12 protein-coding genes are annotated in these 12,236 nt (G+C 64.7%); 6 read left to right on the top strand and 6 right to left on the bottom strand.

Annotated features, from left to right (window positions below; genetic code table 11):
- The first annotated feature begins 79 nt into the window (after positions 1-79).
- Positions 80-724 (top strand): chemotaxis protein CheB, encoded by a 645-nt coding sequence (locus AWC06_RS04800; RefSeq protein ID WP_085194907.1) that lies wholly within the window; start codon positions 80-82, stop codon positions 722-724.
- Here AWC06_RS04800 and AWC06_RS04795 read toward each other — a convergent pair.
- Both AWC06_RS04795 and AWC06_RS04790 read right to left on the bottom strand, forming a co-directional pair.
- Positions 721-1,107, bottom strand: a complete 387-nt coding sequence (locus AWC06_RS04795) for a hypothetical protein (protein WP_085194905.1) — start codon at positions 1,105-1,107, stop codon at positions 721-723. The genes AWC06_RS04800 and AWC06_RS04795 overlap by 4 nt on opposite strands.
- On the bottom strand, positions 1,079-1,804 hold the full coding sequence (locus tag AWC06_RS04790) for a GAF and ANTAR domain-containing protein (RefSeq protein ID WP_085195132.1): 726 nt from the start codon (positions 1,802-1,804) through the stop codon (positions 1,079-1,081). The genes AWC06_RS04795 and AWC06_RS04790 overlap by 29 nt, the downstream gene beginning before the upstream one ends.
- Before the next feature lie 169 nt (positions 1,805-1,973).
- On the opposite strand from AWC06_RS04790, the gene AWC06_RS04785 reads away from it, so the two are divergent.
- Positions 1,974-2,840, top strand: a complete 867-nt coding sequence (locus tag AWC06_RS04785; protein WP_085194894.1) for an LLM class flavin-dependent oxidoreductase — start codon at positions 1,974-1,976, stop codon at positions 2,838-2,840.
- Between the two features lie 16 nt (positions 2,841-2,856).
- Here AWC06_RS04785 and AWC06_RS04780 read toward each other — a convergent pair whose 3' ends face one another.
- Genes AWC06_RS04780 through AWC06_RS04770 form a run of 3 tightly spaced genes read right to left on the bottom strand, consistent with a single transcriptional unit; the run spans position 2,857 to position 6,125 of the window.
- Positions 2,857-3,654: an enoyl-CoA hydratase/isomerase family protein gene (locus tag AWC06_RS04780; RefSeq protein WP_211281897.1), complete on the bottom strand. Its 798-nt coding sequence runs from the start codon at positions 3,652-3,654 to the stop codon at positions 2,857-2,859.
- A 56-nt stretch (positions 3,655-3,710) separates the two neighbouring features.
- Positions 3,711-5,645: a fumarylacetoacetate hydrolase family protein gene (locus AWC06_RS04775; RefSeq protein ID WP_085194890.1), complete on the bottom strand. Its 1,935-nt coding sequence runs from the start codon at positions 5,643-5,645 to the stop codon at positions 3,711-3,713.
- Between the two features lie 51 nt (positions 5,646-5,696).
- A complete protein-coding gene (locus tag AWC06_RS04770; protein WP_211281890.1) occupies positions 5,697-6,125 on the bottom strand; it encodes a winged helix-turn-helix transcriptional regulator in 429 nt (142 codons plus the stop codon).
- 176 nt (positions 6,126-6,301) lie between these two features.
- Between AWC06_RS04770 and AWC06_RS04765 the strand changes: the two genes are divergently transcribed.
- Together AWC06_RS04765 and AWC06_RS04760 are read left to right on the top strand one after the other, a co-directional pair.
- On the top strand, positions 6,302-6,874 hold the full coding sequence (locus tag AWC06_RS04765) for an NADPH-dependent FMN reductase (RefSeq protein WP_085195129.1): 573 nt from the start codon (positions 6,302-6,304) through the stop codon (positions 6,872-6,874).
- Entirely contained in the window at positions 6,831-7,415 is a 585-nt protein-coding gene (locus tag AWC06_RS04760) for a cupin domain-containing protein (protein ID WP_085194888.1), read from the top strand. Before AWC06_RS04765 ends, AWC06_RS04760 begins: the two co-directional genes overlap by 44 nt.
- Before the next feature lie 48 nt (positions 7,416-7,463).
- On the opposite strand, the gene AWC06_RS04755 is transcribed toward AWC06_RS04760, so the two are convergent.
- Positions 7,464-9,776: an ATP-dependent DNA ligase gene (locus AWC06_RS04755; RefSeq protein ID WP_085194886.1), complete on the bottom strand. Its 2,313-nt coding sequence runs from the start codon at positions 9,774-9,776 to the stop codon at positions 7,464-7,466.
- A gap of 139 nt (positions 9,777-9,915) precedes the next feature.
- On the opposite strand from AWC06_RS04755, the gene AWC06_RS04750 reads away from it, so the two are divergent.
- Both AWC06_RS04750 and AWC06_RS04745 read left to right on the top strand, forming a co-directional pair.
- Positions 9,916-11,454 carry a mannitol dehydrogenase family protein gene (locus AWC06_RS04750; RefSeq protein WP_085195128.1) on the top strand — a complete coding sequence of 513 codons (1,539 nt, stop codon included), beginning with the start codon at positions 9,916-9,918 and terminating at the stop codon, positions 11,452-11,454.
- Complete coding sequence (locus tag AWC06_RS04745; protein ID WP_085194884.1) at positions 11,451-12,233, top strand: HAD family hydrolase; 783 nt, start codon at positions 11,451-11,453, stop codon at positions 12,231-12,233. Before AWC06_RS04750 ends, AWC06_RS04745 begins: the two co-directional genes overlap by 4 nt.
- The last annotated feature ends 3 nt before the right edge of the window (positions 12,234-12,236 follow it).

Genomic DNA, 12,236 nt, shown 5'->3' with positions numbered 1-12,236 from the left:
CTGGCCCGCCCTCGCTTTGGGGTACCCAACATCGCGGCATCTATGTCGGCTACCCGACAGAAGGACTATCGTGGCGCCTATGTTCGCGAACGGACATAGCAGCCCCACCCCGCTTTTCGGACGGGTTGTCATCCTCGCGTCGCTGGGGGGATTGCAAGCCATCACGACGGTGCTGGCCGGCCTACCGGCGGACTACACCATCCCGGTCACGGTGATGCAGCACCGTCGCCGCACGTCGGAGAAGCGTGACTCGCTCGCCGCCATTCTTGAACATCGCACCTGCCTGCCGATACGGATCGCCGAACATGGCGCCGAGGCGGATCGATGCGGCGTCACGGTAATTCCCCCGCAGACCGCGGCGACCATCGACGAGTCGGGCAGCTGGGCGCTTAGTGACGGCACCACCGCCATGCGGCCCGGCGACGCGCTGCTCACCAGCTCAGCGCGGGCCACCCCAACCATTGCCGTCATCCTGACCGGCTCGCTGGGCGACGGCGCTGAGGGATGTCGCGCGGTCAAGCTTGGCGGCGGGCGAGTGTTGGTGCAGGACCCGGCCCATGCGCGGGCCTCGGGTATGCCCGCGAACGCGATCGCAACGGGCTGCGCCGACTTTGTCCTGCCGGTGGATCGGCTCGCCTCGGCGCTGCTTGCTCTCACCACCGCGCCGGGCGCCGCCGAGCTGCTCGCGGTTCCCCTGCCGCCGTGGGCCCGGCTCAGCTCCTAACGCGTCTCTTCTCTTTCGGACTGGACGATCGCAGCGGCGTCGTGCACATCGGCCGCGGCGCGATGCTCTTGTGCCGCGTCCTGGTGCGCGTCGCCGCTGCCGTTACCGGCGAGCATGGCAGCCTGCTCATGCGCGGCGGCTGCGCGCCGGTGCGCGGCACTGGCGTCGAGGTGTCTCTCCGCGGCGGCCCGATGTGCCCGCATGGCTCGTTGCAGGGACTCCTCGGCGTGCTGGCGGGCTCGCTCCGCGGTTTCGGCGTCGGACCGCGCACCGGACGCCAATTCGGCTCTTCGCTGCTGCAACTCGTCGGCCCGCCGCCGCGCCGCCTCCGCGCGCGCGGCCGCCGCGTCCCGGCTAGACGCCCCGGGCTCGGTCGCGGTCATCAGCTGGGTGCTCCGCTTGCACCATCTCGCGGGCCACGACGGCCAGCGGCGTGTTCGAGCTCTGGGATAGCCGCTTGAGCAGTTCGAATGCCTGCACGGCATCGATCTTGAAGCGTTCCATGATCATGCCTTTGGCCTGCCCGATGATGTCGCGGGACGCCAGGGCGCTGCGGAATTGTTCGTCGCGGCGGAACATATTCCATGCCAGTGCGGTGTGGGTGGCCAGGATCAGCCCCAGTTCGGCTGCTTCGTCGTCGAAGGCGTTCGGTTGTTCGGCGTAGAAGTTCAATGCCGCCATGCTGTGGTGGTCGGTGAACAACTGGAACGACATGATCGAGCGGATCGGAGTCTCCTCGGCGGCTTCGCGACAGTAGGCAGGCCAGCGGCGTTCGCGGGTGAGATCGTTGATCCGCATGATGTGGTGTTCCCAGGCTGCCGACAGACACGGTCCCTGGTCGCTGTGTTGCTGGATTTCGTCGAGTAGCTCCGCGTAGCGGTGGGTCGCCGACGCTGTCCGCACCTTCCCATTGCGGGTTGCGACCGTGATGCCGGCATATTGAGCGCCGGGCATGGCTCTGGCCGCATTCTCCGTCAGCTCGCCGAGCACGGTGTCGACGTCCCGGTCCCGCTGCTGCTGCAAGTTCTGCACCAACTCCGCGACTTCGCGGATGAACTCGCTCCGCCGACTCGCCGCCATGTTGTCTGCTCCGATCGCCTGCTTCGATCGCAATGCTGTTATTCTCCCGCTGCCTGGCAAAGCAGGCAACAGTCGAGATACCCCCCCCCGGTCGGTCACTAATCATTGGCTGCAGGAAGCACGCCCTAGTATTCGGTCAGGCAGTTGCGGATTCCGACAAGGAGACGGTGTGCGGTTCAGCTACGCCGAAGCGATGACCGACCCCGCGTTCTACCTTCCGCTGGCAAAGGCCGCCGAGGCGGCCGGGTACGCCAGCATGACGATTCCCGACAGCATCGCCTACCCCTTCGAGTCCGACGCGAAGTACCCGTACACGCCCGACGGCCGCCGCGAATTTTTGGACGGCAAGCCATTCATTGAGACGTTCGTGCTGACCGCCGCTCTGGGAGCGGTGACGACGACGTTGCGGTTCAACTTCTTCGTGCTCAAGCTTTCGGTTCGACCGCCGGCGCTGGTGGCCAAGCAGGCGGGCTCGTTGGCGGCACTGATCGGCAATCGGGTGGGGCTGGGCGTCGGCATCAGCCCGTGGCCGGAGGATTACCAGCTGATGGGCGTGCCTTTTGCCAAGCGCGGCAAGCGGATTGACGAGTGCATCGAAATCGTGCGGGGTCTCACCAGCGGTGACTACTTCGAGTTCCACGGCGAGTTCTACGACATTCCCAGGACCAAGATGACGCCCGCCCCTACGACGCCTATCCCCATACTGGTCGGCGGGCATGCCGATGCTGCGCTGCGTCGGGCGGCGCGCGCCGACGGCTGGATGCACGGTGGTGGTGACCCGGCCGAACTGGACCGACTCCTGGGGCGGCTCAAGCGATTCCGCGAAGAACAGGGTAAGAGCGGCCAGTTCGAGATTCACGTCATCTCGGCCGACGGCTTCACGCTCGACGGCATCAAGCGGCTCGAGGACAAGGGTGTCACCGACGTCATCGTGGGTTTCCGGTGGCCCTACGGCACAGAATCCGACACCGAGCCGCTGGACACCAAGATCCGCAAACTGGAGAAGTTCGCCGAGAAAGTGATCGCGAAAGCCTGATTTCTCCTGGCGCGCGCTAGAGCGGATCCCACACCGGAGCGCGCTTCTCCTGGTGCGCTTTGGCGGCCTCGACCGGGTTGTTGGTGAACCCGCTGAGGATCTGGGTGCGGTTCTCGATCTCCTTGGCGTGCCGCAGACTTGGTGCGTCGAGCGCGGTGTTGAGGCCGATTTTGGTTTGCCATACCCCGTAGGCGTTGTTCGTGACGATCGAGCGGGCCATGTTCAACGCAGCGGTCATCAGCTCGTCGGGCGGCACCACCTCGTGCACCAGCTTGATTCGGTACGCCTCGGCGGCGTCGATGATGCGCCCGGTCAGCATCAGTTCCCGCGCCACGCCTGCGCCGACGATCTTCGGCAGCAGATAGCTGGTCCCCATGTCCATCGACGAGAAACCCGCCTTGATGAAAACCGAGCCGAACCTGGCCTGTTCGGACGCGATCCGGATGTCGCAGTGCAGCGCGAAGGCCAGTCCGCCGCCGACCGCGACGCCGTTGACCGCCGCGATCACCGGGATCGGCAACTCGTAGAGCCGGGTGTACTGATCGGCCAGCCGAACCTGGGCGTCGTAGTTGACTTTGAATGCCGGGCTGTCCGCCGGCGGATTGGTCCAGGCCTCACCGGTGCCGCTCAGGTCGGCGCCGGCGCAGAACCCCCGTCCGGCGCCGGTCAGGATCGCCGCCCGGAATTGCCCGCCGCTCAGCGTGTCCAACGCGTCGTCCATTGCGTTGATCAGCGAGCCGTCGATGGCGTTCAACCGCTCCGGCCGGTTCAAGGTGACGCAGGCGATTTGGTCTTCGAGTGTTGCCACTTCCACAGCAGCCATACTCGAACGGTAGGCGAACGCCGCCTGTCGTGGAAGCCGGACCGACCTCAGCCGCGTTTGGCCAGCCACTCGGCCTGCATCGACAGCAACCCCATCGCCGGCAATTGCGGTGTGCCCGGGTCGAGTTCGCGATAACGCTGATACACGTTGACCACGACGCGCTCGGCGTCCAGCCAAGTCGCGTACTCGCCGAGGTCGATGCCGTCGGCCGCCTCGACGAATGACAGGCCCTTGCGGTAGGCGGCCTCGGCTTGTTCGGCGACGTGGACCAGATACCCGCGGACCGCGCGGATCCCATCCGGGTCGGTGACCGGGCCATGCCCGGGGACCACGGTCGGCGCGTCCAGTGCGATCATGGCGTCGCAGGCCGCGACCCAGTTGGCGATCGGCCCGGCCCACACGATCGGCGTGCAGCCGATGAACAGCAGGTCCCCGGCGAACAGCACCCCCGCGTCGGGCACGTGCGCAACCGAATCCGCGGCGGTGTGGGCCGGGCCGAGGTTCAGCAGCCGCACCTCGCGGCCGCCCACCTCGATGGTGAGCTCGTCGTCGAAGGTGTGATCGGCGTTGCGCAGGCTAATGCCACTGAAGTCAAAGGGCCCGAACCGATCACGCACGTATCGGGTGGCGACCGGACCCAGGTCGGCGGTTTGGGTCATCACCAGCATCTCGGGCTGCATGCCATGGGCGATTTCTTCGGCGGTGCCCTTGGCGGCGATGATCCGCACCGAGCGGTCCAGCAGTTGGTTGCCGTGGGTGTGGTCACCGTTGGAGTGGGTGATCAGGGCGTCGGTGATCGGAGCGCTGTCGGTGACCGGCCGCATGGCGTCGAGCATTTCGCGAGTCAGCGCCAGGTCGAACAGCGTATCGACCAGCAGTGAGGCGCCGTCGCCGGCGACCAGCCCGGCGTTGCTCCAGCCGTAGCCGCCGTCGGGAAGCAGCCAGGCCCACACCCGATCGCCGACCTCGTGTAGCCCGCGAGTGTAGGGGATTTTGGCGGGCGCATCGTTGACTCGTTCGGCCGCGGGCTTGGCATCGGGGTTGGGCCGGGGCGGTAACCGGTGCGGCGCCGGCGTTTTACGCACCGTTTGACGGGTCTCACCCAGGCCCTGCACCTTGAGTGTGACAACGTCGCCGTCGTGCAGCCATCCAGGGAAAGATTCCGGTGCCCTCGGGTCGAGGTGCTCGACAAGTGTGCATGTGGGCACGGTGCCGGAGCCGAAAACGTCGCCGGGCGTGAGCAGCACCCCGCGCGACGCGTAGGAGATGACTTCGCCGAAGGTCCAATCCATCGCGCCGGTCGACCCTTCGCCGATCACCGTGTCGTTGACCAGAGCGGTCACGTCGAGGCTCAGCTTGCCGTTGCGCCGGTAGAGCTCCAGTTCGTCGGGGGTGACGAGATATGGGCCCAGGGTGACTCCGCTGTCCTTGCCCTTGGCCTGGCCGATCGCCAACTGGCCTTCCAGCTGCTGCAGATCACGTGCCGACCAGTCGTTGAAGATCGTGTATCCGATGATCGCCTGTTCGGCTTCGGTCACCGACAAGTCCTTCCCGCCTGTTCCGATGACCGCGGCGATCTCCAATTCGAAGTCCTGCCAAGCACTTCCGGGCGCCATCGGCGCATCGTCATACGGCCCGAGAACTGTCGACGGACACGCGAAGTAGAACGCGGGGATCCGGTACCAGGTGTCTTTGAGCACCCGGCCGCCGCCCATCGCCGCCTGACAGTTGCGCATGTGATCCAGAAAGCACAGGCTGTCGCGGATCGAGGGTGGGCGCGGGGTCGGCGCCGCAAGCGTGACCTCGTCGAGGCGCACGGTGGGCGCCGAACGCAGAGCGGCCTCGCCCACTTCTCGTAGCCCGGCCGCACCGGACCCGACCAGTTCGAGCAGGGTCACACCCGGGGGCAGCGCATGGATCGCATCGCCCGAGAGCACTCCGGTGCGTTGGCCATCGCCGTCTCGGAAAGTCAGCCACCGCATGGGGTAACCCTCCCGCACGACCGTCGGGCAGGCAACAAGGCAACCCGGTCATCACCTCTTGGAGGAGGAAACCGTGCGGCGCGCGGTGCGGCCTGTCCTTCTCGTCTGGTTCCGAAGCGCTTTAGTGCTGACTGTCCAGTCGTCGGAGTCTTCCGGCAGCCAGTAGTCCGCCCACTCGGCGAGGGCTCGCACCGCGCGATGCAGATCCTGGCCTTTCTCCGTAAGGGTGTAGGCGACGCGCACGGGAACAGTGGGTTCGACGGTGCGCTGGATAATTCCCTCATCTTCGAGTTCGCGCAGTCGACTCGCCAGCATTTTGTCGCTCATCTGGGGAATCTGCTCGGCGATCTCGTTAAACCGGGTGGCACCGAGCAGCAGCGCACGAATGATGACCCCGTTCCAGCGGCGACCCACTAGCTCGGCGGCGTGGTGGTAGCTCGGGCAGTAGCCCATGCCCAAGTCGTAATGGCTCTCTTTCATTGCGTTTGCTCACCACCTACGCGCGGCTAGATAGCAACTTGTGATTCGTAAGTGACTATCACGGTACCAGCCGAGGTCGCCCTCCAACCTAACGTCACAATAGCTACTTGCATCTAGTAAGTGACTACCTTACGATACATCCGTGAGTTACTTACCAGAGTATAGTGGAGGACTGGATGAATAACCCTGAGGCGCTCCGCGTGGCGGTGGTCATCGGCAGTAACCGCGAGGGCCGGCTCGGCGCGACAGTCGCGCAATGGTTCCTGCGGGAGATCGCTGGCATGGATGGTCTCGACGTCGACACGATCGATCTCGCGGAGCTCGACCTGCACACCAGAATCGGCATAGATCCACCGTCTACGATGCGAGCGGTCACTCCGCGGGTTGCCGCCGCAGATGCGTTCATTTTCGTCACGCCGGAGTACAACCACAGCTTCCCGGCGTCGATCAAGGCCTTCATTGATCTGCACGTCGAACAGTGGTGCGCTAAGGCGGTCGGGTTCATCTCCTACGGCGGCGTCGCCGGCGGCCTGCGATCGGTTGAGGCGTTACGCCTGGTCTTCGCCTCGTTGAACGCGATGACGGTTCCCAATACGGTGACATTTGCGAATGCATGGGACGAGTTCGTCGACGGCGTACCAAAGGATCCGAAGCGACGCGCCGCCGCCGCCGAATCGCTTCTTCGGCAAGTCAAGTGGTGGGGTCATGCGCTACGAAATGCCCGGCGCCATGAACCACTGTGTGCCTGAGCGGGAGACCAACCCCGATCACCAGAGGCGTCCACTAAAAAGTCAGTATCAGAACGAGGAGCACAACATGTCAACGCGGAAACCGATTGTTGTCCGCAACCACGAGGGCAGATCGTACCGGCAAGGGCCGTCGCTGTTTAAGGCCGCGGGCGAGGAAACCGGCGGCCGTTTCGACTTTTTCGAAATGACGGTCGAGTATCTCTCCGGGCCCGGCCTGCACTATCACGTCGTTCAGGACGATTCATTCTATGTTCTGGAAGGGGTACTGGCGGTCCAGTTCGGGGACAACGTCATCGAACTGGGGCCCGGCGACTTTTGCAGCATCCCACCTGGGGTGCCGCATACGTTCGACAACATCCGCAAGGACCAGCCGCCCGTCAAGGTGATAAACCTCATGACCCCCGCCGGCTACGAAGGGGTATTCGCCGCGAATGAAGTCCTCGACGACAGCTCGGATCCCGCTGTGCGAGATCAAATCAATGCCGACCACCAGGTCGCGTATGTCGGTCCACCGTTGAAGGTAAAGCTAGGCCTCGACTGAAAGTGCCAACCAGACGGCGGCGTCGGGGACGTGATCGAGGGCTTGGATCTAATGCGAGGGTTCCCGTTTGACCTCACTCGGTTCCTTGTCCGGTCGAAGGCCCCGCCAACTGGGTTGGCGCAGCCGCCCATCTGATGTCCACTCGCTGTACCGGACTTCCCCGACCAGCTCCGGCTCGACGAACGTCACACCCTTGGCGTCGCGACTGGGAAGCGGTGCGTCGAACGGAGATTCGTCGGTGCGCAGCGGCGCCAGCGTCTTCTTGAGATTCGCCAGGTCGCGTTCGGTGAAGCCGGTGCCGACCTTTCCCGCGAAGTGCAGGCCGCCCTCGCCAGGGATGCCCATTAGCAGCGAACCGATGCCGCTGGTGCGCCCACCTTCACCGGCGCGCCAGCCGCCGATGACGACTTCCTGAGTCTGCCAATGCTTGTCCTTGATCCATGACGCCGAGCGACGCCCTGGCTGATAGGTGGAGTCGCGCTTCTTGGCAACCACACCCTCCCAGTGCTGCTTGCGCGAGTAGTCCAGCGCCTCGGGGCCGTCACCGGGCAGCAGCTCGGGAACGATGAGGTCACTGCTGCCGGCGGCGAGGGTTTCCAGCAGCTGCCGACGGTCACGGTAGCGGGCCCGCAGCAGCGATCGCCCATCGAGATAGAGCAGGTCGAATGCCCAGAACTCGATATGAGTGGCGCGCACCCGGTTCTGCATCTCGGTGAACCTCGGCACGCCGGATGGGTCGAGCGCGACGATTTCACCGTCCAGCACCAAATGGTGGTCGGCGAGATCGGCTGCGACAGCGCCTAATTGCGGGTATTCCTTGGTGACATCGCGTCCACGGCGCGATCGCACCCGCACACTGCCGTGGTCGGTGTCGACCAGGAGCCGATAACCGTCCCACTTGCCCTCGAAGGCCCACTGCGATGCCTTCAGGTTGGCCACCGAGCCTTCCGTCGCCAGCATCGGGGCCAGCCCGTCGAAGTCGAACACCTTCTGGTCTTTCATCCGGTGTGCCAGCCATTGATCGCCGTTCGTCTGAATCAGCGCATAGCGCCCGGAGATCCGCTTGCCGTGCAGGGTGACGACGACCTCTCCCTTTTCGCCGGAGTCGCGGAACTTCTCGGCCTCATACGTGCCGAAGTCCCAGATGCTCACCTTGCCGGCGCCGTACTCGCCCTTCGGGATGGTGCCTTCGAAACTGGCGTACTCCAGCGGATGGTCCTCGGTGTGCACCGCCAGATGATTGACCGCAGGGGTGTCGGGCAGGTTCTTGGGCACCGCCCACGACACCAGCACACCGTCGCGTTCCAGGCGGAAGTCATAGTGCAGCCGACGGGCGTGATGCTCCTGGATGACGAAGGTATTGCCTTGCCCCGTGGTCGGTTTGACGCTGGGCACCGGCTCCGGAGTTTTCGACGGATCGCGCATGCTGCGGTATTTGGTCAGCCGATCCCGCGTCTGCACATCGGCGTCCAGCCCGGCCAGCAAGTCCCCGTCTCGCTCGACTCGCGCCAGGACCTCGTCATAGCGCAAATGGCGAAGCTTTTTGTCGTCCAGCTCCTCCCAGGTGCGTGGCGCGGCGACGGTCGGATGTTCGCGCCCGCGAAGCGAATACGGCGCGATCGTGGTCTTGGACCCGTTGTTCTGGCTCCAATCCAAGAACACCTTGCCAGCCCGCAGGCTCTTGGTCATGGTCGAGGTGACCAGTTTGGGCATCGCTTTTTCCAGTTGCTGGGCAACACGTTTGGCGAGCACCACCGCGCCCCGGCTGGTTATCGGCTTGTCCAGCGGAGCGTAGAGATGAATTCCCTTGCTGCCGCTGGTGAGTGGATATGTGGTCAGCCCGATGTCGGCCATCAGGTCACGGACAGCGCGTGCCACCTCGACGAGTTGAGTCATCGTCACGCCTTCGCCGGGATCCAGGTCGAACACCAACCGGGTTGCCGGACCGGGTTTGAGTTCTTCGCCCTTCCGGGTCCATTCGGCGACGAAGCGCCACTGCGGCACGTGCACCTCCAGCGCGGCCTGCTGGGCGATCCACGCCAGCCCGATGTCAGTGTCGACGATCGGATAGGTCGTCGTTCCCGACTTGTGCACCACGCTGGCGCGGGGCAGCCAGTCGGGCGCCGAGGAGGCCAGTTGCTTTTCGAAGAACGACGGCTCGTCGACGCCGTTGGGCCAGCGCTTGCGGGTGACCGCACGTCCGGCGATGTGCGGCAGCATCACCTCGGCGATGCTGGTGTAGTACGCGAAGATGTCCGCCTTGGTGGTTCCGGTGGCGGGGTACAGCACCTTGTCGGCGTTGGTCAGCTTCACCCGGGGCCCCGCTGTCGGCTCGGGGGGCCAGGCCCGCGGCGAATCCATACGGTAAACCTACGCGCAAGGCACTCTGTGGCGAGTCTCACTGCGCCGCCTAAACGGCTGTTGAGGACGGCTATGTCGGGTATAACGGCGAATTGCTCATTGACGCGACCACGTGCACGAGCGGTATGTTCGGCGACCGATGCGCCAAGCCGACTGCCTTGCGAACGCCGTCGATCGGGGCTGCACGACTGGGGTCCCGCTGAGTGACGCCACATTGCCCCTGCATTCGCCACGAATCGAAGTGCCGACCTATGACAGGTCGGCGCTTCAGCCTGGCGTCGTTCATATCGGCGCAGGCAACTTTCACCGCGCGCACCAGGCCGTCTACTTCGACGACATTGCCCGCTCGGGCATTTCCCATCGGTGGGGAGTCACCGGCGTCAGCCTGCGGTCCCGCGACGTAAAAGACGTGCTGTCGGCTCAGGATGGGTTGTACACCGTTGTACAACGCGGCCATGACCACCAGACGGCCCGCGTGATCGGCTCGATCGCGTCGTACCAATACGCACCGAGCGACAGCGCTGCGGTCCGTGCCGCGCTGGCCGACCCGCAAACGCGCATCGTCAGTCTGACGATTACCGGCAACGGGTACTACCTGGATCCGGTTACCTGCGAGTTCGACGCCAGCCACCCCGACGTGCGTGCTGACCTTGTCGCGTCGGATTGCTTTGTCACCGCGTGGGCATACCTGGCCGAGGCGCTCGACCGGCGTCGCCGCGTCGGTACTGCCCCGTTTACGGTGCTCTGCTGTGACAACATTCCCGGCAACACCCAGGCGGCGCGGACTGCGTTGGTGTCGTTCGCCGCGTTGAAGGACCCGGGGCTTGCCCGCTGGATCGACAGACATGTCGCATTCCCGTCGACCATGGTCGACCGCATCACCCCACGGACGTCGAACTCGGAGCGTCAATTCGTGGCGCACACATTCGGCATCGCCGACAAGTGGCCGGTGCTGACGGAACCGTATTGCCAATGGGTCATCGAGGACGCTTTCAGCAACGGCCGCCCGCCGCTGGATGAGGTCGGCGCCCAGTTCGTCGCCGATGTCAGCGACCACAAGCTGGTTAAGACTCGGCTGCTCAATGGAACTCATATCGCGATCGCCTGTTTGGCCACTCTGGACGGCTACCAGCGCACCGATGAGGCGATGGGCAACGACGTGATTTTCGATTACGTCGAGCATCTCATGCGCGAGGAGATCCAGCCGCTGCTACCGGCAGTGCCCGGAATGAACACACCGGGCTATCGGGAAACGTTGCTCACTCGGTTGAGCAATCCCCAGATGAGCGACCAGCTGTCGCGACTCGCGCGCCGGGGATCGGAGAAGATCGCGTCGTTCCTACTGCCGTCCCTGCAGGAGGCGATCGAGCAGGATCGACCGCACACTCTGCTGATGCTGGCCCTCGCCGGGTGGGCCCGGTATCTGCGCGGCTACGACCTCGACGGTCGCGAAATCCGCATCGACGACCCGCAGTCAGAATTGCTGACCAAGTTGGCGAACATGGAATGCACCGACCCTGTTCCATTGCTGCGGCACGAGATTTTCGCTGACCTACGCTTGATTCCCGGCTTCGCGGAGCGCCTCAGCGAGATGATTGCCGACATCGATGTGCATGGTGTGACACCGACACTGCGCCGAGCGTTGCGGGACAGCGCGCGGGAGCTGGTGTTGCTATGAGCCAGCCGCTGAAGTTTGTGCGTCAATTCGACCCTGCACCGATCACCACGTTGCTCTGCGACGCCGATGACAACCTTTTCCCTTCCGAAAAACCGGCATTCGTCGCCTCGGTCGAGGTGATCAAGCGCTTTCTGACCAGGTTCGGCGTGCCCGCCCCCTTTACCGCAGAGGAGCTGCGCAAGCAGGCCGTCGGAAAGAACTTCCGCAGCACCGCGACCGACCTGGCCGTGCAGGCCGGGGTGTCTGTCGACCCTGACGAACTCGAGCAATGGGTGCGCCAGGAACGCGAGCACGTCACCGCTCATCTGGCCGCCACCCTACGGCCAGACCCGCAGGTGCTCGAACCACTGCAAGCCCTCGCCGCTCGATACTCGTTGGCAGCGGTCAGCTCCAGCGCCACCAAGCGCCTGGATGCCAGTTTCGCGGCCACCGGCCTCGATCCGCTGATCCCAGCGCACTTGCGCTTCAGCGCCGAAGACTCCCTTCCCGAGCCGACGAGCAAACCGGACCCCGCGGTATACCTGCACGCCGGCCGGGTGTTGGGCATCGAGGCCCACCACGGTCTGGCCATCGAAGACTCCGTGCCCGGTGTCATCTCCGCGGTCGCGGCCGGTTACCTCACCATCGGTAACCTCATGTTCGTGCCGGCCGACGAACGGCGTTGCCGCAGTGCGGAATTGATTGATGCAGGCGCAGTCGCGATAACCGACTCGTGGCACGGGCTCGCCGATGTCCTCATGTTGTCTACTGTGACAGGTGACTTTTCCCCACTGAGGTAGGCG

Origin of the sequence: Mycobacterium fragae, from assembly GCF_002102185.1 — a bacterium.
Classification (GTDB): domain Bacteria; phylum Actinomycetota; class Actinomycetes; order Mycobacteriales; family Mycobacteriaceae; genus Mycobacterium; species Mycobacterium fragae.
The sequence above is the reverse complement of the archived record's forward strand: the minus strand, read 5'-3'. Positions and strand labels throughout refer to the sequence as shown.